The organism is Streptomyces sp. NPDC046881 (assembly GCF_040645015.1).
Lineage (GTDB): Bacteria > Actinomycetota > Actinomycetes > Streptomycetales > Streptomycetaceae > Streptomyces.
On the sequence record NZ_JBEYXJ010000032.1, the window covers coordinates 20,249 to 43,505 of the forward strand.

24 protein-coding genes are annotated in these 23,257 nt (G+C 75.2%); 9 read left to right on the forward strand and 15 right to left on the reverse strand.

All coding sequences use genetic code 11. The annotated features are described in order from the left end of the window. Positions 1–2 precede the first annotated feature (2 nt). The 7 genes from hypF to ABZ923_RS17800 all read right to left on the reverse strand — a co-directional run bounded on the left by hypF (position 3) and on the right by ABZ923_RS17800 (position 7,952). Positions 3–2,360: a carbamoyltransferase HypF gene (hypF, locus tag ABZ923_RS17770; RefSeq protein WP_361472099.1), complete on the reverse strand. Its 2,358-nt coding sequence runs from the start codon at positions 2,358–2,360 to the stop codon at positions 3–5. Continuing rightward, positions 2,357–3,082: a hydrogenase nickel incorporation protein HypB gene (gene hypB / locus ABZ923_RS17775; RefSeq protein WP_361472102.1), complete on the reverse strand. Its 726-nt coding sequence runs from the start codon at positions 3,080–3,082 to the stop codon at positions 2,357–2,359. Before hypB ends, hypF begins: the two co-directional genes overlap by 4 nt. 61 nt (positions 3,083–3,143) lie before the next feature. Next, positions 3,144–3,722, reverse strand: a complete 579-nt coding sequence (locus ABZ923_RS17780) for a hydrogenase maturation protease (RefSeq protein WP_361472105.1) — start codon at positions 3,720–3,722, stop codon at positions 3,144–3,146. Continuing rightward, the gene (locus tag ABZ923_RS17785) at positions 3,719–5,428 is read right to left on the reverse strand and encodes a hydrogenase maturation protein (protein ID WP_361472108.1); all 1,710 of its coding nucleotides are present in this window, start codon (positions 5,426–5,428) and stop codon (positions 3,719–3,721) included. The genes ABZ923_RS17780 and ABZ923_RS17785 overlap by 4 nt, the downstream gene beginning before the upstream one ends. 66 nt (positions 5,429–5,494) lie before the next feature. Next, a complete protein-coding gene (locus tag ABZ923_RS17790) occupies positions 5,495–5,863 on the reverse strand; it encodes a low affinity iron permease family protein (RefSeq protein WP_361472112.1) in 369 nt (122 codons plus the stop codon). Between the two features lie 149 nt (positions 5,864–6,012). Then, entirely contained in the window at positions 6,013–6,537 is a 525-nt protein-coding gene (locus ABZ923_RS17795; RefSeq protein WP_361472115.1) for a hypothetical protein, read from the reverse strand. 89 nt (positions 6,538–6,626) lie between these two features. Further along, on the reverse strand, positions 6,627–7,952 hold the full coding sequence (locus tag ABZ923_RS17800; protein ID WP_361472118.1) for an FAD-dependent oxidoreductase: 1,326 nt from the start codon (positions 7,950–7,952) through the stop codon (positions 6,627–6,629). Between the two features lie 160 nt (positions 7,953–8,112). Here ABZ923_RS17800 and ABZ923_RS17805 point away from each other — a divergent pair, with 160 nt between their 5' ends. The 4 genes from ABZ923_RS17805 to ABZ923_RS17820 all read left to right on the forward strand — a co-directional run bounded on the left by ABZ923_RS17805 (position 8,113) and on the right by ABZ923_RS17820 (position 10,996). Continuing rightward, entirely contained in the window at positions 8,113–8,604 is a 492-nt protein-coding gene (locus ABZ923_RS17805; protein ID WP_361472121.1) for a DUF1360 domain-containing protein, read from the forward strand. A 103-nt stretch (positions 8,605–8,707) separates the two neighbouring features. Further along, positions 8,708–9,142, forward strand: coding sequence for a DUF2267 domain-containing protein (locus ABZ923_RS17810; protein ID WP_361472124.1), 435 nt, complete (start codon positions 8,708–8,710; stop codon positions 9,140–9,142). Between the two features lie 143 nt (positions 9,143–9,285). Next, complete coding sequence (locus ABZ923_RS17815; protein ID WP_361472127.1) at positions 9,286–9,672, forward strand: ANTAR domain-containing protein; 387 nt, start codon at positions 9,286–9,288, stop codon at positions 9,670–9,672. 151 nt (positions 9,673–9,823) lie between these two features. Then, positions 9,824–10,996 carry an AI-2E family transporter gene (locus ABZ923_RS17820; RefSeq protein WP_361472130.1) on the forward strand — a complete coding sequence of 391 codons (1,173 nt, stop codon included), beginning with the start codon at positions 9,824–9,826 and terminating at the stop codon, positions 10,994–10,996. Between the two features lie 27 nt (positions 10,997–11,023). Here ABZ923_RS17820 and ABZ923_RS17825 read toward each other — a convergent pair whose 3' ends face one another. Further along, a complete protein-coding gene (locus ABZ923_RS17825; protein ID WP_361472133.1) occupies positions 11,024–11,581 on the reverse strand; it encodes a TetR family transcriptional regulator C-terminal domain-containing protein in 558 nt (185 codons plus the stop codon). Between the two features lie 96 nt (positions 11,582–11,677). Between ABZ923_RS17825 and ABZ923_RS17830 the strand changes: the two genes are divergently transcribed. After that, on the forward strand, positions 11,678–12,835 hold the full coding sequence (locus ABZ923_RS17830; protein WP_361472136.1) for an FAD-dependent monooxygenase: 1,158 nt from the start codon (positions 11,678–11,680) through the stop codon (positions 12,833–12,835). Between the two features lie 34 nt (positions 12,836–12,869). On the opposite strand, the gene ABZ923_RS17835 is transcribed toward ABZ923_RS17830, so the two are convergent. Beyond that, positions 12,870–13,262: a metalloregulator ArsR/SmtB family transcription factor gene (locus ABZ923_RS17835; protein WP_361472139.1), complete on the reverse strand. Its 393-nt coding sequence runs from the start codon at positions 13,260–13,262 to the stop codon at positions 12,870–12,872. 169 nt (positions 13,263–13,431) lie between these two features. Here ABZ923_RS17835 and ABZ923_RS17840 point away from each other — a divergent pair, with 169 nt between their 5' ends. After that, on the forward strand, positions 13,432–14,538 hold the full coding sequence (locus tag ABZ923_RS17840; protein ID WP_361472235.1) for a hypothetical protein: 1,107 nt from the start codon (positions 13,432–13,434) through the stop codon (positions 14,536–14,538). 25 nt (positions 14,539–14,563) lie between these two features. On the opposite strand, the gene ABZ923_RS17845 is transcribed toward ABZ923_RS17840, so the two are convergent. Further along, a complete protein-coding gene (locus ABZ923_RS17845) occupies positions 14,564–15,079 on the reverse strand; it encodes a molybdenum cofactor biosysynthesis protein (protein ID WP_361472142.1) in 516 nt (171 codons plus the stop codon). Between the two features lie 84 nt (positions 15,080–15,163). Then, complete coding sequence (locus ABZ923_RS17850; RefSeq protein WP_361472144.1) at positions 15,164–15,991, reverse strand: alpha/beta fold hydrolase; 828 nt, start codon at positions 15,989–15,991, stop codon at positions 15,164–15,166. 57 nt (positions 15,992–16,048) lie between these two features. Between ABZ923_RS17850 and ABZ923_RS17855 the strand changes: the two genes are divergently transcribed. Continuing rightward, positions 16,049–16,543, forward strand: a complete 495-nt coding sequence (locus ABZ923_RS17855; RefSeq protein WP_361472147.1) for a MarR family transcriptional regulator — start codon at positions 16,049–16,051, stop codon at positions 16,541–16,543. 13 nt (positions 16,544–16,556) lie between these two features. Here the strand turns inward: ABZ923_RS17855 and ABZ923_RS17860 are convergent, their stop codons facing one another. From ABZ923_RS17860 to ABZ923_RS17870, 3 genes are all read right to left on the reverse strand, one after another. Next, on the reverse strand, positions 16,557–17,396 hold the full coding sequence (locus tag ABZ923_RS17860) for a lysozyme (RefSeq protein ID WP_361472150.1): 840 nt from the start codon (positions 17,394–17,396) through the stop codon (positions 16,557–16,559). A 164-nt stretch (positions 17,397–17,560) separates the two neighbouring features. After that, the gene (locus tag ABZ923_RS17865) at positions 17,561–18,217 is read right to left on the reverse strand and encodes a 1,4-alpha-glucan branching protein (protein WP_361472153.1); all 657 of its coding nucleotides are present in this window, start codon (positions 18,215–18,217) and stop codon (positions 17,561–17,563) included. Between the two features lie 127 nt (positions 18,218–18,344). Continuing rightward, positions 18,345–19,952, reverse strand: coding sequence for an adenosine deaminase (locus tag ABZ923_RS17870; protein ID WP_361472156.1), 1,608 nt, complete (start codon positions 19,950–19,952; stop codon positions 18,345–18,347). Positions 19,953–20,195: 243 nt separating this feature from the next. Between ABZ923_RS17870 and ABZ923_RS17875 the strand changes: the two genes are divergently transcribed. Beyond that, complete coding sequence (locus ABZ923_RS17875; protein WP_361472159.1) at positions 20,196–20,468, forward strand: DUF5133 domain-containing protein; 273 nt, start codon at positions 20,196–20,198, stop codon at positions 20,466–20,468. Positions 20,469–20,634: 166 nt separating this feature from the next. Next, positions 20,635–21,552, forward strand: a complete 918-nt coding sequence (locus ABZ923_RS17880; RefSeq protein WP_361472162.1) for an SGNH/GDSL hydrolase family protein — start codon at positions 20,635–20,637, stop codon at positions 21,550–21,552. A gap of 45 nt (positions 21,553–21,597) precedes the next feature. Here ABZ923_RS17880 and pgm read toward each other — a convergent pair whose 3' ends face one another. After that, positions 21,598–23,238 carry a phosphoglucomutase (alpha-D-glucose-1,6-bisphosphate-dependent) gene (pgm, locus tag ABZ923_RS17885; RefSeq protein WP_361472165.1) on the reverse strand — a complete coding sequence of 547 codons (1,641 nt, stop codon included), beginning with the start codon at positions 23,236–23,238 and terminating at the stop codon, positions 21,598–21,600. Positions 23,239–23,257: the final 19 nt, after the last annotated feature.

Below are 23,257 nucleotides of genomic sequence, written 5' to 3' on the forward strand. Positions count from 1 at the left end.
GGTCACTCCGTCTCGTGGTTGACTGCTGTTCCCGCGACCATCAGCTGGCCGAGCGCCAGACCGCCGTCGTTCGGGGGGACTTCGCCGTGCCGGAGGACCGTGAAGCCGGCCGTGGTGAGCAGCCGGGCGGCCTCCTCCTCCAGCAGGGCGTTGGCGAAGACACCGCCGGTGAGGGCGACGGTGGTGCGGCCGGTGTCCGCGCGGGCCCGGCAGCAGACGTCCGCGACCGCCCGCGCGACGCCCCGGTGGAAGCGGGCGGCCAGGACGGGTACGGGGGTGCGGCGGGCCCGGTCGTCCAGCAGCGCGAGGAGAGCGGGGGCGGGGTTCATCTCCCACGGCAGTCGCCCGGCGGTGATCCCGAAGGGGTAGGCCCCCGTGTCCGCGTCCTTCGCCTCCAGCGCCGCCGCCTCCAGTTCCAGCGCCGCCTGCGCCTCGTAGCCTGCGCGGTGGCACAGTCCCGCCAGGGACGACACGGCGTCGAAGAGCCGGCCCATGCTGGAGGTCGGCACGCAGGCCAGCTGCCGGGTCAACTGCCGGTGCAGGAGGACGCGTTCGGGCTCGGTGCACGCCTCGACGCTGGGCAGGCCCGGGGTCCACGGCAGTCCCGCCGCCCACAGCCGGGCCAGGGCCAGGCGGCAGGGGTTGGCCACGCCGGCGTCGCCGCCGGGCAGCGGGGCGGGGGTCAGGCGGGCGAGGCGCCGGTAGCCGGTGTAGTCGGCGAGCAGGATCTCGCCGCCCCACACCGTGCCGTCGTCGCCGTACCCGGTGCCGTCGAAGGCGACGCCGAGCACGGGCTCGCTGCCGTCGAGGCCGTGTTCGGCCATCGCGGCGGCGATGTGGGCGTGGTGGTGCTGGACCGACACCGGTCCGCGCAGTCCGAGCTGGGTGGCGCGGCTGCGGCCCCGGCGGGCCGAGTGGTAGCCGGGGTGGCGGTCGGCGGCCACCCGCCGGGGGGTGACGCCGGTGAGGCGGGCGAGGTGCCGTTCGGCCCGCTCGGCGGCCTGCAGGGTGGCGAGGTCGGCCATGTCGCCGATGTGCGGACCGAACCAGGCCTGGTCGGACTCGCCCAGGCAGAGGGCGTTCTTCAGGTCGCCGCCGACGGCGAGGGTCGGCCGGACGGGGAGCGGGAGGCGCAGGGGGCGGGGGACGTAGCCGCGGGAGCGGCGCAGGACCTGTTCGGTGCCGTCGGCGCGGACGCGCAGCAGGGAGTCGTCGCAGGGGCACGCGATGGGCCGGTCGTGGGTGAGCCAGGCGTCGGCGATGCCGGCCAGCCGGGTCAGCGCCTCGGTGTCGTCGGTGACGATGGGCTCACCGGAGCGGTTGCCGCTGGTCATGACGAGCAGCCGGGGTCCCGGCGGGTCGCCGGGCAGCCCGAACAACAGGGTGTGCACGGGGGTGTAGGGCAGCAGCAGGCCGACGTGCGGGCTGCCCGGGCAGACCTCGGCGGCCAGGCGGGGCCCCTCCCCGTGGGTGCGTCCGCGCAGCAGGACGATGGGGCGGCGGGCGCCGGTGAGCGCGGCGCGTTCGGCGCTGGACAGCACCGCGACGCGCTCCGCCGTGCCGAGGTCGGCGCACATCACCGCGAAGGCCTTGCCGCCCCGCTCCTTGCGGGCGCGCAGCGTGGCGACGGCCCGGGCGTCGGTCGCGTCGCAGGCCAGGTGGTAGCCGCCGATGCCCTTGACGGCGACGATCCGCCCGGTGGCGAGCAGCGCGCGTGCGGTGGCGAGGGCCTCCGCGTCCCGGGCCGCGCGGACGCCGAGGCCCGTGGCCGGGACGAGGGCGAGGCGCGGGCCGCAGTCGGGGCAGGCGACGGGCTGGGCGTGGAAGCGGCGGTCGGCGGGGTCGCCGTACTCGCGGGCGCAGGCGGGGCACATCGGGAAGCCGGCCATGGTGGTGGCCGGCCGGTCGTACGGCATGCCGGTGGCGATGGTGAACCGGGGGCCGCAGTGGGTGCAGGTGACGAAGGGGTGGCGGTGCCGGCGGTCGCCGGGGTCGGCGAGTTCGCGCAGGCAGTCGGCACAGGTCGCGCTGTCGGGCGGGAGCTGGGTGCGGCCCGGGGACCGGTCGGTGGGGCGGATGGTGAAGGGGCCGGTGGCGCCGGTGGCGGGGACGTCCTCGCGGCCGACGCCGGTCACGGCCGCCAGCGGGGGCGGCTGCTCGGTCAGCAGGTCGGCGAACCGGTCCACGTCGTCCGGCGGGCCCTCGACCTCGATGAGCACGCCGTCGGCGGTGTTGCTGACGAACCCGGCCAGTGCGAGACCGGCGGCCAGGCGGTGCACGTAGGGCCGGAAGCCGACGCCCTGCACCGTGCCGCGCACGGTGATCCGGCGGCGGACCGAGCCGGTGGCGGGCGCGGTCACGAGACGGGGGCGGACGCCGGGTGGTGGTGGGAGTGCGGGTGTGGGGCGAGCGGCGGGCGGTGCGCCGGGGCCCCGTCGCGGGCGGCGAGGGCGTGGTCGAGGAGCGTGCCGACGCCGGTGCCGGTGCGGGCGCACGACCGTACGATCTCCACGCCCGGGTTGACCTGGTGCACGTTCTCGTGGAAGAGGCTCTCGTCGAAGCCGGCCGGTCCGGCCAGGTCGGTCTTGGTGATGACGACGAGGTGGGCGGAGCCGAACGCGGTGGGGTACTTCAGCGGCTTGTCCTCTCCCTCGGTGACCGCCATCAGCACGATCCGCAGGGTCTCGCCGAGGTCGTAGGAGGCCGGGCAGACCAGGTTGCCGACGTTCTCCACGAAGAGCACGGAGGTGTCCTGCGGCAGCCAGTCCGCCAGGCGGGCGCGGACCTGACCGGCCTCCAGGTGGCACAGTCCGTCGGTGAGCAGCTGCCGGACGGGCGCGCCGGACCGGGCGAGCCGGACGGCGTCGTTCTCGGTGGCCAGGTCGGCGGTGAGCGCGGCCACCGGCACGCCCCGCTCCCCCGCCCGGGCCAGCACCCGGGCGAGGAGTTCGGTCTTGCCGCTGCCCGGGCTGGACAGCAGGTTGACCAGGGTCGCGCCCTGCCGGGCGAGGTCGTCGCGCAGGCTCGCGGCCAGCCCGTCGTTCTTGGCGAGGACGGCCTGTCTGAGGTCGGACCGGCACATGGGCGCTGCTCCTCGGGTGCGGTGACGGGGGCCCGGGCCGCTTCCGGCGCGGCCCGGGGTCTCACCGATCTTCGGCCCAGCGGGGTGCCGTACCGGGCAGCGCAGCCGAGTGCGCGGTCCCGGATTCCATCGGGCGGCCCAACGGGGGCAGTGGCCCGGCGGGGTCGGCGAGCAGGGCGGGGACGAGCGTGTGCAGCGCGTCCACGGCCCGGTCGACGGCTTCCCGCACCGGGGCGCTCAGTCCGGGCAGGAGGTCGTCGTCGCTCGGCAGCACACCGGGTTCGCAGGCCAGGACGAGGACCCGGGGCAGGGGTTCGTCGCCCAGGTGGGTGGCCAGGGCCAGCACCTTCGCCGGGTCCATGCCGTGGGCTTCGGGCGGGACGGTGCCGTCGGGGGGGTCGGCCTCGATCAGCGAGAGGGTGCCGGGGCGGTGGCCGCGCGGGGCCGCGTCGACCAGGACCGCGGCGGCGTACCCGGACAGCAGGTCGTAGGCGAGGTCCAGGCCGCGGATGCCGTAGTCGCGCACCCGCACCCCGGGCGGCAGGGGGCGGGGTTCGAGGGCGCGGATCACCTCGGGGCCGAAGGCGTCGTCGGCGAGGAAGATGTTGCCGACGCCGGCCACCAGGAGCCGGGGCGTCACCGGAGGTCTCCGGCCGGCGCGGCGAGGGGCCGGGGTGAGCCGCCCGGGGTCTTGCGGACGAAGGCCGCGCGCAGGGCGTGGTAGGGGGCCTCGGGGTCGAAGAAGACGGCGTGCATGCGGGCCAGCTCGTCCTCGCGGTAGCGGGCGAGGGGCCGCCGCCGCTCGTCCGCGGCGCGGGCCGCCGCCTTGGCGGCGAGCCGCCGGTCCAGGTCCGGGGCGGCGGCGAGTCCGGCCGCCAGCAGCTCCACCTCGGCCGCGAAGTCGCCGGGTGCGGCCGGTACGAGGCGGTCGACGAGACCGAGCCGCTCGGCGCGGGCGGCGCTGACCGGCAGTGCCTCGGTGGTGAGCCGCTCGGCCTGGTCCGGGCCGACGCGGCGCGGCAGGGTGTACGTCCAGAACTCGGAGCCGTACAGGCCCATGCGCCGGTAGTGCGGGTTGAGGACGACGCCCGTGCGGCACCAGACCTGGTCGGCGGCGAGGGCCAGCATGGCGCCGCCGGCCGCCGCGTTGCCGGCGAGCGCGGCCACCACCAGCCGGTCGGTGGTGCGCAGCACGGCCTCCACCAGGTCGTCGATGGCGTTGAGGTTGGTCCAGGACTCCTGGGCGGGGTCGGGGGCGGCCTCGACGACGTTGAGGTGGATGCCGTTGGAGAAGAAGTCGCGGGTGCCGCCGAGGACGAGGACGCGGGTGGGGCGGGTGAGGGCCTCGGTGTAGGCGGCGAGGAGTCTGCGGCACTGGTCGGTGCTCATCGCGCCGCCCGGGAAGGAGAAGCCGAGGAAGCCGACGTCGCCGCGCTGCCGGTAGCGGATGTCGCTCCAGGTGCGCCGGCCGGGCGGGAGGTCCGGCGGGGCGGGGACCTCCGGGAGCGCGAGGTCCGGCTGGTACGCGGCGAGGACCGCGGCGGCCGGCCGGCGGAAGGGCGCCGGGTCGCCGGAGTTCCTGCGGGGGCGCAGTTCCGGGATCCAGACGGCGCCGTCGCGGGTGGCCCGGCAGACGGCGCCCGCGCGCTGGGCCAGCAGGGTGCCGGGGCGGCCGCGCAGCCGGTCCTCGGGGTGCCCGCCGTGCAGGAACACCTCGTGGCCGAGGAGTTCGTCGAGGACGCCCGGCTGGGAGTCGGCGCCGCGCAGTGTGCGCAGGACCGTCTCGGTGTCGTCCCGCTCCCAGTCGATGCGGCGCCGCTCCTGGCGGTAGAAGTCGCGCCAGACGACGGTGACCGACTCGTCGGTCTGCGCGAGCGGCTTGTGGTCGCCGGCCGCGTAGCGCCGTACGGCCGTCAGGACGGCGGTGACGGCGGCGTCGGAGGCCTCGTTGCGGTAGAGGTCGCTCTTGCCGACGGGCGGTACGGGGAACGGCTCGGCCGCCCAGACCGGGCCCGCGTCCATCCCGGCCTCGGCCTGGAGGACGGTCACGCCCCACTGCTCCGCCCGGCCCTCGATGGCCCAGTCCAGCGAGGACGGGCCGCGGTCGCCGGGCGGGCCGGGGTGCACGATCAGGCAGGTGTGCTCCCGCCAGACGTCCTCGGGCAGGGCCGTCCGGAGCATCGGCGCGACGATCAGGTCCGGGCGCAGCTCGCGCACGGCGGCCCGGACCGGGTCGGGGCCGTGCGCGGCGAGGACGACGTCCACCTGGTGCCCGTGGTCCGAGAGTTCGGCGTACAGACGCTGGGAGAGGCTGTTGAACGCGCTGGCGACGAGCAGAATGTCCATGACACGGCATGGTCGTCGCTCGGCGGGGTGCCGTGAAGAACCGCCGCGGCGTTTCGCCGCCCCGGGTCAGGTCTCTTCCTCCATCCGGATCGCATTCCGCAGATCCTCGTACGCCTGGCTCCGGTCGTCCCGGTGCGCGTCCAGCAGGGCCCCGGCGATCGCGTCGAGCTTGCGCTGGATCGCGTGCTCGGCGCGCACCTCGGCGTTCTTCAGCAGCGCCAGGAGCAGCAGGGTCACCGCCGTCATGGACTCGCCCGCGAGCAGTTGCAGCTCGGTCGGCAGGTGGGCGATGTGGGAGGCGGCGAAGAAGGCGACGAGCAGCAGGCAGAACAGGAAGAACAGCGGTGAGCTGGTGAAGTTCGAGGCGTACTCGGCGAACTGGTCGAACCGGCCGCGGCGCGGGCCGCCGCGGTGGACGGGTTTCTTGAAGGCCATGGCCGAGCCTTTCCCCGCGGTGAGCGCACCTCGGCCGCCGGCCCCCGTCCGGGTGGCGTACGGCCGCCCGCACGGCGGTGCCGCCGCCGCGGCGGCCGGCCCCCGCGTCGGGTCCGAGGTACCCGTGCGGGGGTGTACGGCACCGGGCTTCAGGCCGCCAGGGAGCGTCCCGGGGCGAGGCGGAGGAGGAGCTGGTCGTGGTGGAGTCCGGCCACGGGGGCCAGCAGGTCGGGGTGGCGGAGCAGGGCGGCGGCGCGGTGGTCGCCGTCGTCGGGGGTGAGCAGCCGGCGGAACTCGGCCGGTCCCGCGGAGTGCTCGCCCTCGGCCAGGGCGGCGACTGCCAGTCCGGCCAGCTCGGCGTCGGTGAGCAGCGTGGCGGCCCAGCTGGCCACGACCTCGTCCACCCAGGTGCGCCAGGCCCAGTCCTCGGCCGGCTGGTCACCGGCCGGCTCGGCGCCGGTGACCCAGTCCAGGCGGTCCGCGCCGCCGGGGCCCGCCAGGGTCACCAGGCCGGCGTCGATCTCGGTGGGGTAGCGCAGCCAGGCGGCGACCGTCACCGCCTGCCGGGCCTGCACCTCGCACAGCGCCGAGGCCAGCGCACCGCCGCACGGCGGGTAGGCCGCCGTCAGCCAGCGTGCCGTGGCGGCTATCAGGGGGGACAGGTCAGTGAGCACAGCCGGGCCGTCCGAGGTGCGAGGGGTACAGGGGCTCGACGCAACGGTAGCCGGGCACCGGGCACGGCCGGGAGGCTGTGCGAACCAGGTCATATGTGACCTGACCCACGCCCCGCCGGGCCCGCGGGACCGGGTCGGCCGTCGCGCCGGGAGCCGGCCGCGCGCGGTGCCCGGTCCGCCGGCCGGCGCACCGCCGCCTCGGGCGGGCGTTCGCGCAGGGCGCCGTAGGCGATGAAGTACGCGGGGAGGCGGCGCAGCAGGGGCGAGCCGGTGACCAGGCCGGCGAGGCGCCGGGCCCGGTCGGCGTCGCCCAGGGGCGGCCGGCCGCTCAGGACGGGGGCGATGAAGCGGGCGTGGGCGGCCCGCTGCAGGGCCTGGGTGGCGACCGTGGTGGGCCGGCGGCGGCGCTGTACCGCGCGGACGTCCTCCAGGCGCACGGTCCCGCGGCGCAGCGGCTCGGTCAGGTGGCGGGCCGTGGCCACGGCGTCCTGCACGGCGAGGTTGATCCCGATGCCGAAGACCGGGGACATGGCGTGCGCGGCGTCGCCGATGCACAGCAGACCGGGGCGGTGCCAGCGGCGCAGCCGGTCCAGGTGGACGTCGAGCAGCTTGACGTCGTCCCAGGAGCGCAGGGTGTGCGTCCGGTCGGCGATCCAGGGGACGGCCTCGGCGAAGGAGGCCAGGAAGCGGTCCAGGCCCGCGGCGCGGCGCTCGGCGTCGGTGCCCTTGGGGATGAGCGCGGCGCACTGCCAGTAGTCGCCCCGGTCGATCATCGCGGTGAGGAAGCCCGCGCCGGCACCGCCGACCAGTCCGCTGGGGTCGCCGTCCCGGCGCGGCAGGCGCAACCACCAGGCGTCCATCGGGCAGGGGAAGCGGCGCAGTCCCAGTTCGGGGAGGGCGCGGGCCAGCGAGCCGCGGCCGTCGCAGGCGACGGTGAGGACGGCGCGCAGCTCGCCGGTGCGGCCGTCGGAGGTGCGGTAGCGCACCCCGGTCACCCGGCCGGACTCGACGAGGAAGGAGGTCGCCTCGGTGTTCATCCGCAGCTCGAAGGACGGCTCGCGCCGGGCCTCGTCGGCGAGCAGGTCCAGCAGGTCCCACTGGGGCACCATCGCCACGTAGTTGTGGGGGCCGCGCAGGACCGAGAGGTCGCCGACCGTGACCGGCGAGCGGCCGGGCCCCACGGGCAGCTGAACGGTGCGCACCCGGCGCTGCGGCAGCCGGGCGAAGGCCTCCGTCAGCCCGAGGTCGTCGAGCAGGGCCAGGGTCGACGGGTGCACGGTGTCGCCCCGGAAGTCGCGCAGGAAGTCGGCGTGTTTCTCCAGGACGGTCACCGCGATCCCGGCGCGCGCCAGCAGCAGGGCGAGCACCATGCCGGCCGGGCCGCCCCCCACGACGCAGCACGTGGTCTTTTCCATTGCGGTCCTGCCCTTCGTCGGAGCAGCGCGTCAATAATTCATCAGTCGGTGAATACTATACCCCGGACACCCCGGGAGGTCACGTGTCGGCGGCGCCCCGGCGGGCACTCGTTGCGCTCGTGAAGGGCCGCACGCGCAGCCGGGAGGTCGAGGAGGTCTCATGACCGCGGACGACGCACGCTACGACGACCAGGGCGAAGTCCCGCTGGGCGGTTACGCCGCCCTCGCCTCCGTGTTCGCGGCGGGCGTCGGCACCTTCGCGCTGGTGGCCCGGCGCCGGGGAGTGCGGCTGCCGCAGCAGGTGCCGCCCTGGGACGTGGTGCTCCTCGGCGCGGCGGCGTACAAGGCGTCGCGGCTGCTGGCCAAGGACAAGGTCACCAGCTTCCTCCGGGCGCCGTTCACCCGCCGCACGGGCGAGGGACAGGGCAACGAGGTCCTCGAGGAGGGCCGGGGCAGCGGGCTGCGCCGGGCCACCGGCGATCTGCTGTCCTGCCCGTTCTGCACCGCCGCCTGGGCCACCGGCGCCCTGGTGTGCTCCTACGCGGCGGCGCCCCGGCTCACCCGGCTGGTGTGCGGCGGCCTGGGCGCGCTGACCGTGTCGGACTGGCTCCAGTACGCCTGGACGTGGACCCAGCAGACGGTCGAGGACTGAGCCGTCGCCGGTGACCGGGAGCGGGCGCGGGGTACTCGGCGACTGCCGCTGCGCCCGGGGAACGGGCGTACCGTCGGCACTCCGTGCGGAAGGGACCGGTCTCATGCGGCACGACGAGATGATCGGAAAGGTGCAGGCGCTGGCCCAGCTGCCCGACCGGGGGACGGCCGAGCGGGCCGCGCACGCGGTGGTGAGCACGCTGTCGGAGCGGCTGCCGTCGGGGCTGGCCCGGCACGTGGCCGCCCAGCTGCCGCCGGACATGGCGGCGGCCATGCGGGAGGCGGCCGACGCCTCCGCGGCCCACGACTCCGGCAAGGCGGGCGAGCGGTTCGGGCTGACCGCGTTCGCCGGGCGCATCGCGGTGCGGGCCGGCACGGACGAGGACACGGCGCTGCGGGAGGCCGCCGCCGTCATGGAGGTCCTGGACGCCGCCCTGGCCCCGGAACTGACCGAGCGGATGGCCCACGCGCTGCCCGCGGACATCCGCGAGCTGCTGCCGGTGGAACGCGCGGTCCAGGACACCGGGGGTTACGGCTAGTGGACACCGGGAGACGGGCGCACGGAGGTGAACGGCGGCGCGCACCGCGTGACCGGAACCGGCGATGCTGGTTGGATTCGTGTGCAAGCGCCCGCTGGGGGCAGGCGTATCAGTGACGCCCCCCCACCCGGAAAAGGTGCTCCATGGCCTTCTTCGCCCTCTCCCGGCATCAGCCGCTCGTCCTGCTCTCCGCCACCGATCTCTCGACCGAGTACGACCGGCTGCAGGAGGAGAACCGGCAGCTGCAGCGCGCGGTGACCTCCCACGCCGTGATCGACCAGGCCATCGGGGCCGTCGTCGTCCTCGGGCGGATGGCACCGGAGGAGGCCTGGCGGACGCTGCGGGACGTCTCCCAGCGCACGAACGTCAAGCTGCGGACGGTGGCCGAGCACATCCTGGACTACGCGCAGGGCGGGACGCTTCCCGAGACCGAGCGCCTCGAACTCGGCAGGGCGATCACCCGTTACCGCCGGTGCGCCCAGCACGCCCAGGCGCACGGCCTGCCCGCGTCGGCCGGCGACGTCGGCTGACCGGGCCGCGGGACCGCACCGTGCCGGTTCCGCCACGCGCTCTGCCACGCGGGGTGCTCTCCGCGCGCCGCTTCCGCGCCCTGTGCTTACGGTGCTGTGGAGGTGACCGGCCGTCAGCCGGGCGGAGCGGGGCGGAGAGGAGGCGGCAGCGGTGGGCGATGCGCGCCGGCGGGTGGCCGGGCAGGACGGTCCGCACCGGGCCGGTGGCACGGTGCTGGGCAGCCGGCCGGCGTACTCCGTACGGCTGCCCGCCCCGCCCCGAGCCGAGCCGCGGGTGCCGCCGGCCGAGTGGACGGTGCCGTGGCTGCGGATCGCCGCCGCCTACGCCTGGCGGCTGATCCTCGTCGGCGTCGCCGTCTACGGCGTGTTCATCGTCCTGGGCAACTTCCAGCTCATCGCCGTCGCACTGTTCCTCGCGCTGGTCGTGACGTCCGTGCTGCGCCCGCCGACCGACCTGCTCGCGCGGTTCCTGCCGAGGCCGCTGAGCGTGGCGGTGGCGCTGGTGGGCAGCCTGGCCCTGCTGCTGGGCCTGCTCGCGCTGGTGGGCAGCTCGGTGGCCGGCGAGACGGACCGGCTGACCGGCGAGTTCCGCGGCGGTGTGCACCGCATCGAGGAGTGGCTGCAACGGCCGCCGTTCCGGCTCGGGCCCGGCGCGCTCTCCGCGCTGCAACGCCAGGTGACCCACTATGTCTCCGAGCACCGGGCGTCGCTGCTCAGCAGCGCGGTCAACGAGCTGGGCCGGGTGGTGGAACTGGTCACGGGCGGCGCGCTGGCGCTGTTCGCCTCGGTCTTCTTCCTGCACTCCGGCGAGCGCCTGTGGGGCTGGGCCCGTGAGCAGTTGCTGCCGAGCAGTGCCCGCCCGGTGTGGGACCGGGCGGGGCGGGCGGCCTGGCGTACCTTCGCCGGGTACACGCGCGGCATCATCATCGTGGCCGCCACCAACGCCGTGCTCGTGGGTGTGGGCCTGCTGGTGCTGCGGGTGCCGCTCGCGCTGCCGCTGACGCTGCTGGAGTTCTTCGCCGCGTTCGTGCCGCTGGTGGGCTCACCGGTCGCGCTCGGGGTGGCCACGATCGTCGCGCTGGCCGGGCGTGGTCCGCTGACGGCGGTGGGCGTGCTGGTGCTGATCGTGGTGATCGGCCAGTTGGAGGGGCACGTGCTGCATCCGCTCGTGATGAGCTGGGCGGTACGGCTGCATCCGCTGGTCGTGGCCGTGTCGGTCATCGCGGGCAGCATCGTCGCGGGCGTGATCGGCGCCGTCGTCGCGGTCCCGCTGGTCTCGGTCGTCTGGGCGGTGCTGAGCGCGCTGCGCGCGGTGCCACCCTGACGTACGGCGCCGCCGTCGCCGTACGGGTCAGCGCAGCGCGGCGGCGACGAGGCCGCGGATCTCCTCCTCCTGCACGCTCCCGCCGTTCACCAGGCGGTCGAAGACCAGCCCGTCCACGCAGGTCAGCAGGGTCACCGTACGGTCCTCCGGGTCCGCCACGCCCCGCGCGGCGAGGAAGTCGCGGACGAGGCGCCGGCCCTGGTTCTCGCGCGGTACGAGGATCTCGCGCAGCTCGGGGTGGTGCGCGCTCTCGACCGCGCAGGCGTAGCGCGCGAGGGACCGCCGCCGGCCCTCCCCGGTGAGCCGCGCCCCGACCAGCGCGGCGATGCCCGCGGTCAGCTCGTCGGCGCTGCGCGGCACCGGGGTGCGGGCTCCCCTCTCCTCCAGTTCCGCCTGGTCGAGCGCCACCAGGCGGCGGACCAGTGCGGTGAGGAGGGCCTGCCGGGTGCGGAAGTAGGCGGACGTGGTGCCGGGCGGCAGTGCGGCCGCCCGGTCCACGGCGCGGTGCGTCAGCCCGCGCATGCCGGTGTCGGCGAGCACGGAGATCGCCGTGTCGGCGAGCAGGGTACGTCGGTCTGGGGCCACCCCCTCTTTCTACACCCCGCCTTCTACATCCGTAGAAGACCGCGTTAGTGTGCGCTTCTACAGGTGTAGAAACGCCGACGTTCGGTGGGGGTCCGCATGGGTGGTACGGCGGTGGTGGTCGGGGGCGGGATCGGCGGGCTGGCCACGGCCCTGGGCCTGCGCCGGATCGGCTGGGAGGTCCGGGTCGTGGAGCGGGCCGCCGTCCTCGCCGACGCGGGGGCGGGCATCTCCCTGCACGCCAACGGGCTGCGCGCGCTGGACGCCCTGGGCGTGGGCGCCGCGGTCCGGGCGGCGGCACGGCCGCAGTACACCGGAGGGACCCGCACCCCCGCGGGCCGGTGGCTCTCGCGCATGGACGGCACCCTGCTGGAACGCGAGCTGGGCGCGCCCATCGTCGGCATCCCGCGCGCGGTCCTGCACCGTCTGCTGCGTGCCGCGCTGCCCGCGGAGTGCCTGCTCGTCGGCGCCACGGTGCCCACGCTCGACCTGTCGGCCCCGGACCGGGTGGGCGTGCCGGTCGGGGACGGCGTGCTGGAGGCGGACCTGGTGGTCGCGGCGGACGGCGTGCACAGCCGGCTGCGCGGGCTGCTGTTCCCGGACCGTCCCGGCCCGGTGTACGCCGGTTCGACGGTCCTGCGGGCCGTGACGGAAGGCCCGTTCGAGGCGCCCACCGACTTCGAGCTGACCTGGGGTGCGGGGGCGGAGTTCGGGCACATCCGGTTCGCCGACGGCCGCGCCGAGTGGCACGCGGTGCTCAACGCGCCGCCCGGCGTCCGGCACACCGACCCGCTCGGCGTGCTGCGCGAGCGCTTCCGCGGCTGGCACGACCCGGTCCCGGCACTGCTGGCCGCCACCCGCCCCGAGGCCGTGCTGCACCACGACATCCACGAACTGGTCACGCCCCTGCCGTCGTTCACGGCGGGGCGGGTGGCGCTCCTGGGCGACGCGGCGCACGCCATGACCCCGCACCTCGGTCAGGGTGCCTGCCAGGCCCTGGAGGACGCCGTCACACTGGCCGCCGCGCTCGCCACGGAGCCCTCGGTCGACACGGCACTCGCACGGTACGACACCGAGCGCCGCCCCCGCGCCCAGTCGGTCGCCCGCGCCGCCCACCAGGCCGGCCGCCTGGGCCAGCAGCTGACCCACCCCCTGGCGATCGCTCTGCGCGACACCGCGCTGCGGCTCGCCCCTTCCCGCGTGACGACCCGCGCGATCCTGCGCCACGCCGACTGGACACCACCGAGCCTGCCGTGAGGCGGCTTCGGCCCGCCGCCGGGGCGGGTGCCCCTCAGTCGGCGAGCGGCGTCCGCCCCGGCAGGCCGGTGTCCGCGCCGTCGCTCAGGCCGAGGCGCAGGTGTTCGACGTGGTAGACGGCCTGGTCGAGGAGTTCGGCGACGTGGCCGTCGTACAGGGCGTAGATCACCGAACGGCCCTGGCGGCGGCCGACGACCAGGCCGAGGTTGCGCAGCAGCCGCAACTGGTGCGAGCAGGCGGACTGTTCCATGCCGACCTCGGCGGCGAGCTCGGTGGCCGCGCACGGGCCCTCGCGCAGCCGGGACAGGATCAGGAGCCGGGACGGGGTGGCGAGGGCCTGGAGGGTGGTCGCCACACGGGTGGCGCTGTCCGCGTCGAGGCGTGTGCGGGGAACCGCTGTCCGCGCGGGAGTTGCTCCATGGCCCATGCCGGTCATCATACAGACGACACTTGAAAAGATATTCATATGTGCCGACTGGCAAGGATGGCGCGCCACCTGACCTTTCCGGCCTCCGGCGGGCATGGACGCGGCCTGAGGTGGCACCCGGGGCGCCGTGCGTGGAATACGACTGACCTGGCAGAACGTGCGCCGTGACCTGTCCTCCGCGGGAGACACGGTACGGCGGGCCTGGGCGGGACCGGGCCGGGAGCGGGACCTGGCCGTCCAGGCGGGGAAGGCGGCGCTGGCCGCGTGGGTGGCCTGGGCGGTGGCCGGCTGGTGGCTGCGGGCGCCGGTGGCGTTCGTCGCGCCGTGGGTGGCGGTCGTCCTGGTGGAGTCGACCGTGTACCGGTCGATCGCCCGCGGCCTGCAGCAGCTCGGGGCCATCGCGGCCGGCACGGTCGTGGCCACCGCGGTCGGGCTGCTGCTGCACGGCACGGTGGGCGCGATGGCGGTGGTCCTGCCCCTCGCGATGCTGCTGGGCCAGTGGCGGCGCCTGGGCAGTCAGGGCATCTACGCGGCCACCGGCGCCCTGTTCGTCCTCACGGGCGGGTCCGTCAGCATCGCCACCTCCGCGGCCCGGCTCGCCGAGGCGCTGTTCGGGGCGGTGGTCGGGATCGCCGTGAACGCGCTGGTCCGGCCGCCGCTGTACCTGCGCGACACCCGTGCCGTGCTGCGCGACGCGACCGAGGAGGCCCACGACATCCTGCGGGACGTCGCGGACGGGCTGGCCGCGGGACGCTGGGACGCCGAGGAGGCCGGCGCCTGGCACGAGCGCGCGCTGCGGCTGCAGGGTCTGGTGGAGCAGGCCCGCTCCTCCGTCGAGTGGAGCCGGGAGAGCCTGCGCGGCAACCTGCGCCGCCGCCGTACCGGTGCCGTGCCGCCGGACGACAAGGGGTACGACGACGCCATCGTGGTCCTGGACTACGCGGCCGTGCACACGGCGGGGGTGACCCGCACGGTACTGGAGGCCGCCAACGAGGACGGCCGGGCGCCCCGGCCGCATCCGGGACCGGCCCGGCGGTACGCGGAGTTCCTGTGCCAGACCGCCCGCGCGCTGCGCCTGTACAGCCACAGCCGGTTCGGAGACGAGTGCGAGGACCGGCTGCGCGAGGCGGTGGCCGAACTGCGCGGCACGCTCGGGGAGCTGCGCCGGGACCTGGTCCGTTCCACGACGGACGACCCCGACGAGGTCGCCACCTACGGCGCGCTGCTCACCCAGGCCCACCGGCTGGCCGACCAGCTGGCCGCCTCGACCGCCTGAGCGCGGCCGCACCCGTACCCGGCGCTCACCCGCGCGGCGCCGGCTCCCCCGGTGCACCCACCCCGAACAGCGCGGGACCCACGGTGAGGACGCCGTCGGTCAGCGGGCGGCAGCGCACTCCCCCGCCGCCCCGCAGGGCGCGCTGGGCGCCGGGGCCGAGGGTGGTGTCCATCCAGGCGCAGGGCCGGGCGGCGCTGCGGACCTCCAGGTAGACCGGTCCCGTGCCGCAGTCGAGGAAGACGGTCGTGCCGACGCAGGCGTCGATGTCCACCCCGCGCAGCAGGACGTTGCGCCGGGTGCGCAGCAGGTCGGCCGGGTACGGTCCCGGCTGCGGCAGCCGCTCGGCCGCCATGAGGGTGAGCGAGGCGTTGCGGTGGGCGGGGTGGTTGAAGTACCGGTCCCCGACGATGCCGAGGCCCGCGCGCACCTCGGCCGTCGTCACCAGTTCGCCGGGCGGCAGCTCGGGAAGGCCGTCGCCCGGCCGGCCGGCGAGCCGGTGCACCGGGGAGACGAGCAGCTGGAGTATCTCGACGTGCGGCACGCGTCGAGCCTAACCGCCCCGTCGCCTCCTCGGCGGTCCTCCGGTACGGCCGCACGGGTCAGGCGCCCCCGCCATCCTCCGGTGTTACGACAACTCTTCGAGGAAGGCGGTCAGTTCGGCGTTGAAGCGGGCCGGGTCCTCCATGTTCGGGTAGTGGCCGGCGCCCGGGACACTGACGGTGCGGGCTCCCGGCACCAGGTCCACGAGGCGGGCGGCCATGGCGAGGTGGTCCGGGGAGTCCAGGGCGCCGTTGAGGGCGAGCAGGGGGACCTTGATGCCGGGCACGCGCTCCCAGGTTCCGGTGACGGGGACGTGGTGGTCGGGCTCGCCGGGGCTGTGCTTGGCCAGGGTGGCCAGGCCCATCTCCCGTACCAGGCGCGTGACGCGGGGGTCGACGTCGGACAGGTCCCGGTGCGGTCCGACCGCCCAGCGCACGAACGCGTCGGCCCAGCCGTCCAGGTCGACGGCGGCCAGGGCCCGCTGCTGCTCGGCCACCACCTCCAGGACCCAGGGGTCCTCGAAGACGGGTTCACTGGTGCCGACCCCGCTGACGACGACCGCGCGGACCAGCTCGGGGTACTCCAGGGCGCAGTCGACCGCGATGCCCCCGCCCATGCACAGGCCGACGAGGACCGCGGGAGCGGCGTCGAGCCCCCGGAGCAGTGCGGCGAGGTCGTCGACCTGCCGGAAGGGCCGGGTGGCGTTGTCGGAGGCACCGTGGCCCCGGGTGTCCCAGGCGATGACCCGGTGGCTCGCGGCGAGGACCGGTATCTGCTCCTCCCACATGCGGTGGTCGGTGAAGCCGCCGTGCAGCAGGACGAGGGGCTGTCCGGAGCCGGCCTCGCGGTAGGCGAGGCGGCCGTCGGCGGTCTGGAGGGTGCGGACGGGCGTGGATGCCAGATCGACAGTCATGACAACCAAGGTGTCATTCTTTGGCGATGTTGGCAACCAAGGTGTCATCCTGGTCTCATGAGTGACGACCGCACCGCCCCCGTCCCCGCCTCCGCCGACCCGGCACGCGACGAGCTGGGCGAACGCCTCACCGAGGTCTTCGACCTGGTCGGGCCGCTCTACCGGCGGGTGCAGCGCAAGGTGGAGGAGGCGGCCCCGATCGAGGGCCTGTCCGTCGGCGTCCGCGCGGTGCTGGATCTGCTGCGCGCGCGGGGGCCCATGACGGTTCCGCAGATGGGCCGGGCCCAGGCGCTCAGCCGGCAGTTCGTGCAGCGCATGGTGAACGACGCGGCCCGGCAGGACCTGGTGGAGAGCGTGCCGAACCCCGCGCACCGCCGGTCCCCGCTCATCCGCCTCACCGAACCGGGCCGGGCGGCGATCGAGGCCGTACGGGCCCGCGAGCACGAGCTGCTGCGCCGGGTGGGCGGTGATCTGACCATGGCGGACGTCGACGCCTGCCTGCGGGTGCTCGGCGCCATGCACACGCTCTTCGCCGACGTGGACGTGGACTGACCCCGTCCGGCGCTCACCCGGTGGCGAACTCCCGCAGCTTGTCCTGGGTGCCGTTGAAGCTGTCGTGGTCGCCGACCGTCATACCGCTGGAGGTGTACTGCCACATCGTGTACGACGTCCAGCCCGCCGGCAGCGGCCCCACCGTGGAGGCGTAGCGCGCGATCCACAGCGGGTTGGTGGCACCGAAGCCGTCGTGGCCGCCGGTGCACTGCGTCCACCAGTTGGTGGCGGTGTAGATGACCGCCTCCCGGCCGGTGCGGGACTTGTAGCGGCTCAGGAAGTCGCGGATCCAGCCGACCATGCCGCTCGGGGACTTGCCGTAGCAGGCGTCGCCGTACGGGTTCCACTCGATGTCCAGGGCGCCCGGCAGGGTCCTGGCGTCGTTCGACCAGCCGCCGCCGTGCTCCACGAACCAGTCGGCCTGGGCGGCGCCGCCGGAGGTGTCCGGGGTGGCGAAGTGGTAGGCGCCGCGGACCATCCCGGTGTCGTACGAACCGTTGTACTGCTGGGTGAAGAAGGGATTGGTGTAGGAGGTCCCCTCCGTGGCCTTCGTGTACGCCCATCTGGTGCCGCTGTTCCACAGCGTCTGCCAGTCGACGTCGCCCTGGTGGCTGGAGACGTCCACGCCCTCGGTCTGGGAGGCGCGGGCCGTCGGGGGCAGGATGCCGGAGTCGCCGTCGTGGGCGAGGACGCCGATGCCCATGTAGGCGCTGCCGCGCGGGGGTGCGCCCCCGACCGGCACGGGCACGGCCGGGGGGCTGGACAGGAACACGAGGAGACCGGTCAGGGCGCCGGTGAGGCACAGGCGGGACCGGCCGCGGAAACGGGCTATGGGGTTTCGCACACAGTCCATCTGACCCGGGACCGGATCGTCCCGCACCCCGGGTACCGCCCAACGAAGGCCGCCACGGCCGGTGTTTGACCCGTCCGGGTGTCTTCCAGCCCTCGATGCGGTGCTGCGCCCGGAAGGAGTCGGGTCCGGGCTCGGGGCGGCGGAGAAGGGCGGGCGGCTTCCGGTCAGGCGGTGCGCAGCGTCATGAAGACCGCCTGCAGGCGGGTGCCGTCGGGGCCCGGCCAGCCGGTCGCGACATGGCCGAGGGCGTCCTGCGGCGGCCGGGGCGGGTTCTCGGCGACGGGGGTGAGGACCCGGTGGACGTGCAGGACCGCGCCCCGGGGCACGGGGACGCGGGTGCCGTCCTCGTCGTCGGCCGGCTCGGGCGTGAACCCGGCCGCCCCGAGCGGGGCGCCGGTGCAGGAGCGGAGCACGTCGTGGTCGGGAGTGTCGGAGATGCTCTGGGCCATCGCCTGCGCCCTGCCCTCGATCAGCGCCAGCAGTTCGGTGACCAGCACCGGGTCGTGGCAGCCGTCGTAGACCCAGCGCTTGCCCAGCACCCCGTGCTCCATCGTGCCGACGAGGGCGTCCTCGGCCCCCTCCAGGGGCGCCCCGCGGTAGGTGAGCGCCGCCAGGTAGGCCGTCCGCTCGGGGCTCGCCGTGTCGGTGGCCACCATGAACTCGATGCCCACCTCGCCCTCGGGGTCGTCCAGCCGGAACCCGCCGGACTTCGCCAGCACGGGTGCGTCCGGGCCGCCGCGGTACCAGGGGCGGGTGGGCAGCCAGTCGGTGAGCAGTTCGAGTTTGGTGGGCTTGAGGGTGGTTTGGTGGATGACGGCCATGCCGGTGCGTGCCTCCCGTGTACGGATGCGGACCCTGCCGAGCCTTCCACATCGTCCCGGCGGGCCGGCGCCTGGCTCGCCCCGGCCCGAGGCCCGGGCGGACGCCCGGGCCGTCGGGCGGGCGGGGTCAGCCGCCCTGGGCCTGTTCGAAGGCGGTGAAGGCGGCCTCCTGACGCCATTCCAGGCGGGCCTTGGCGCTCTGCGCGAGCAGGTGCCGGCAGGACGCGCCGCGCACCGGCAGGCCGGGGTGTTCGCTCCGGCAGGCCGCGACCGGCCGGTAGCCCGTGGTGGTGGGGTGGTCCTGCCACAGGCTCGCGCCGGGCAGGAAGGCGTACTCCAGGGAGGCGCGGGCCAGGTCCTTCAGTTCGGGGTAGCGCAGGCCGTAGGTGGCGGCCGCGTACCGGTACTCGTGGCTGATGTCGATCCGGGAGACCCCGGGGTCGTCGGTGGACAGGACGACCGGGACGCCGTGGCGGCGGTAGGTGGTGAAGGGGTGGTCCGCGCCCTTGACGCCGAGGATCTGGGCGTTGCTGGAGAAGGGCACCTCCACGGCCACCTCGCGGTCCGCCATGGTGCGGGCGGTGCGCCGCCAGTCGTCCTCGTGGACGAGGTCGACGCCGTGCCCCACGCGCTCGGTCCGGGCGACGTCCACGGCCTGCCCGATGTGGAACCTCAGGTCCTCGGGCTTGACCAGACCGGGCCACAGCTCGCCCGCGTGCAGGCTGACATGGGCCTTCGGGTACTGGGTGCGCAGGTAGCCGACCATGCGCATCTGCAGGGTGTAGTTGCGCAGGGAGCTGTCCCAGTCCTCGGGCTGGACCAGGTTGACGGCGACGAACCGCGGGTCGGCCTCGGCCAGCCGCATGCCGAGGGCCAGCTGGGTGAAGACCCGCTCCGGCGAACTGCCCCGGGAGGCCTGGGAGATCCAGCGGACGGCGAGGCCGCAGCCGGGCCGGGCCTGCGGGGTGCCGCAGTGCTCGGCGGCGCGGAACTCGGCGTCGCCGTCGTCGGCCTCCCGGCGGGCCTCGGCGACCAGCTCGTCGAGCTTGCCGTCCGCGACCAGTCTGCGGTGCAGCACGGCGAGGTCGTCGTCCCAGCCCACCTGGGCGGCGAGGTTCTTCGCGCCCTCGGAGGCGGGGCTGACCATCGTCTCCAGGTAGAACTGGTTGTCGCGTACGGCGGTGTCGGCGACCTCGGCGAGCAGTTTGCCCCGGTGCCGCCAGGTGACCTCGCCGAACTTGCCGAAGGTGTCGAAGAAGTGGTCGTGGCCGTTCCCGCCGGGCGGGAAGTCCTGCATGGACCAGGCGCGGACCAGCGCGTCGTGGAACGCGCGGTCGGTGCGGGCGTCGGCGGCGGGCCGGGTGCCGGCGCCGCAGGGCGGGGCGAGGGCGGTCAGCGTCGCGGTGTCGACGCACAGCCCGTCCTCGGCGGCCAGCTCGATCAGGTACTCCGTGGACACCGCGCCGGAGAGGTGGTTGTGCAGGTCGCCGCCCTTGGGCAGCTGCCGGAAGAACGCCCGCAGGGCCGCGGGCCGGTCGCGCAGGGAGCGCAGACGGGCGTCCGTGCGCGCCTCCGCCGCCGTGACCTGCCGGGGCGGCGGGACGGCGGGCCGGTGCTCCGCCGGCGCCGGCTGGGCGGCGGCGGGCAGGGCGGACAGCAGGGACAGGACACCCAGGGTGCCGAGCGCGGCCGGAACGACACGGCGGCGCAGCGCATTGCGACGTTGCAGACTCACACGGGCATGATCACGGAGAGTTCACGGCGGCGGACCCCGATCCGGCGGAACTCCACCCGGAGAGCACCCGACCGGGTGATCCGCCGGCACTCCGCCGCGCGCCTGCGTTCCCCGGGGCGCGTCCGGCCTGCCGGTCACCCTCGTCTGCGCGATGTGACGCAAGAGGCCGACGCATGCGGATCGGAAGGGCGGGTATCCGCGCTGCGAATTACTGCATCGGCGATCATCAGGGAGGCGGAACGCATGCTCATGGCACACCCCGCGGTGCTGCAGGACCTCATTGCCCAGTACGAGGCTCTGACCCTGCTCGGGGCCGAAGAGAGCACGCCGCAGGCCCGGCAGCGGCTCGCTGACATCACCTACACGCTGTGCGTGGCCACCGGCACCCGGGACATCGACATGGCGCTGATCGCCGCCCGCCACCGCCTCTCCGGAGCCCGGCCGGAGGACGACTCGTTGCTCCAGGCGCCGGAGCACCGGGCGTCCGCACCGGCGGAGCAGGTGCCCGCGGTCTGAAACGACCGCTTTTCGGGGGCTGTTGCCCACCCCTCCCCCTCAACTCGTCGCCTCCCGCTTCTGGTCGGCGTGACCTACCGGGCGGTATACAGGCCCGGTCGACCGCGCGAGGGCCGCTCTCCGGTGCCGCCGCCGCGCGTTGCCACGGAGTCGAGGGGGAGGCTGCATGACGAAGGACACGCGTCCGGCGGGCGCGGCGGGAGGCCGCCGGCGGGCCGCCGTGCTCGGGGCGGCACTGGGCGGCTTCGCCCTCGTCGCCGCCGGTACGGCACCGGCCACGGCGCACCCCGCCGGACAGGGCCGCGAGGTCGCCTACGTCGCACTCGGCGACTCCTACACCTCGGGGCCCGGCATTCCGCGGCAGGTGGACACCGCCTGCGGACGCTCGGACCACAACTACCCCTCGCTCGTGGCCGTCCGGCGGCAGCCGGCCGCGTTCACGGACGTGAGCTGCGGCGGGGCCACGACCGCCGAGATGTGGCGGGCCCAGGGCGCCAACCCGCCGCAGCTCGACGCGCTGGACCGGCACACGGACCTGGTGACGCTGCAGATCGGCGGGAACGACGTCGGCTTCGGCACCATCATCGGCACCTGCGCCCGCCTCGCCGCCCAGGACCCGGCGGGCAACCCCTGCGAGCGCTCCTACCGCGCCTCCGGGCACGACCAGCTGGCCCTCACGATCGCGCGGACCGCGCCGAAGGTCGACCGGGTGCTGCGGGCCGTGCACGCCCGGGCGCCGCACGCCCGGGTGGTCGTGGTCGGCTACCCGGACCTGCTGCCCGACGACGGCAGCGGCTGCTTCCCCCAAGTACCGTTCGCCAAGGGGGACTTCCCCTATCTGCGCGACACCGGGAAGCGGCTGAACCTGATGCTGCGGCTGGTGGCCGCCGTCAACCGCGCCGCGTACGTGGACACCTACGGCCCCACGGTCGGCCACGACATGTGCAAGGCACCGGCGGACCGCTGGATCGAACCGCTGCAGCCGTCCTCCCCCGCCGCCCCCGCGCACCCCAACGCCAAGGGCGAAGCCGCCATGGCCGAAGCGGTACTGGCCCGGCTGGACGCGGGACGCGGACGGCACTGAGCCGAGGGCGGCCGCCCGGTCCCGGGAGGCCGCCCCGCCGCCCGGTCAGCCGCCGAGCGCCCCCAGCACCACCGCCTGGGCCTCCTCCTGCACCCGGGCGAGGTGCTCGGCGCCGAGGAAGGACTCGGCGTACACCTTGTAGACGTCCTCGGTGCCCGAGGGCCGGGCGGCGAACCAGGCGTTCTCGGTGGTGACCTTGATGCCGCCGATCGCCGCACCGTTGCCGGGCGCCTCGGTGAGGACGGCCGTGACCGCCTCCCCGGCCAGCGTGTCCGCGGTGACCTGCGCCGGTGACAACTTGCCGAGCAGCGCCTTCTGTTCGCGGGTCGCCGGGGCGTCGATGCGCGCGTAGGCGGGCTCGCCGAAGCGGGCGGTCAGGTCGGCGTAGTGCTCCGAGGGGGTCTTGCCGGTGACGGCCGTGATCTCGGAGGCGAGCAGGGCGAGGATGATGCCGTCCTTGTCGGTGGTCCACACCGAGCCGTCCCGGCGCAGGAAGGACGCGCCGGCCGACTCCTCGCCGCCGAAGCCGAGTTCGCCGCCGACCAGTCCGTCCACGAACCACTTGAACCCGACCGGCACCTCGACCAGGCGGCGGCCGAGGTCGGCGGCGACCCGGTCGATCATGGTGGAGGACACCAGCGTCTTGCCGACGCCCGCGGCGGCCGGCCACCGGTCGCGGTGCCGGTAGAGGTAGGAGATGGCGACGGCGAGGTAGTGGTTGGGGTTCATCAGCCCCGCGTCCGGGGTGACGATGCCGTGCCGGTCGGCGTCGGCGTCGTTGCCCGTGGCGATGTGGAAGCGGTCGCGCTGCTCGATCAGGGAGGCCATCGCGTACGGCGAGGAGCAGTCCATGCGGATCTGGCCGTCCCAGTCCAGCGTCATGAACCGCCAGGTGGGGTCGGTGTGCGGGTTGACCACGGTCAGGTCGATGCCGTGCTGCTCGGCGATCCGGCCCCAGTAGGCGACGGAGGCGCCGCCGAGCGGGTCGGCGCCGATGCGCACACCGGCCGCGCGGACGGCGTCCAGGTCCAGCACGCCGGGCAGGTCGCCGACGTACGTGCCGAGGAAGTCGTACCGCCCGGTGGTGTCCGCGGCGAGCGCCCGGGTGTAGGGCAGCCGGCGTACGTCCTTCAGGCCGCCGGTGATGATCTGGTTGGCGCGGTCCTGGATCCAGGAGGTGGCGTCGGAGGCCGCCGGGCCGCCGCTCGGCGGGTTGTACTTGAAGCCGCCGTCGGCGGGCGGGTTGTGCGACGGGGTGACGACCACGCCGTCGGCGAGGCCGGTGGTGCGGCCCCGGTTGTGCGTCAGGATGGCGTGCGAGACGGCGGGTGTGGGCGTGTAGCCGTCCGCGCTGTCGATGAGCACGGTCACGCCGTTGGCGGCGAACACCTCCAGCGCGGTGGCCCGCGCGGGCTCGGACAGCGCGTGGGTGTCGGCGCCCAGGAAGAGGGGCCCGTCGGTGCCCCGGACGGCCCGGTACTCGCAGATGGCCTGGCTGGTGGCGGCGATGTGGTCCTCGTTGAAGGCGCTCGCCAGGGACGAACCGCGGTGCCCCGAGGTGCCGAACGCCACCCGCTGTCCCGGGTCGGCCGGGTCGGGGTGCAGCGTGTAGTACGCCGTGACCAGCCGGGCCACGTCGACAAGGTCCTCGGGACCGGCCGGCCGGCCGGCGCGCTCGTGCGCCATGAGTCCGTTCCTCCGCATC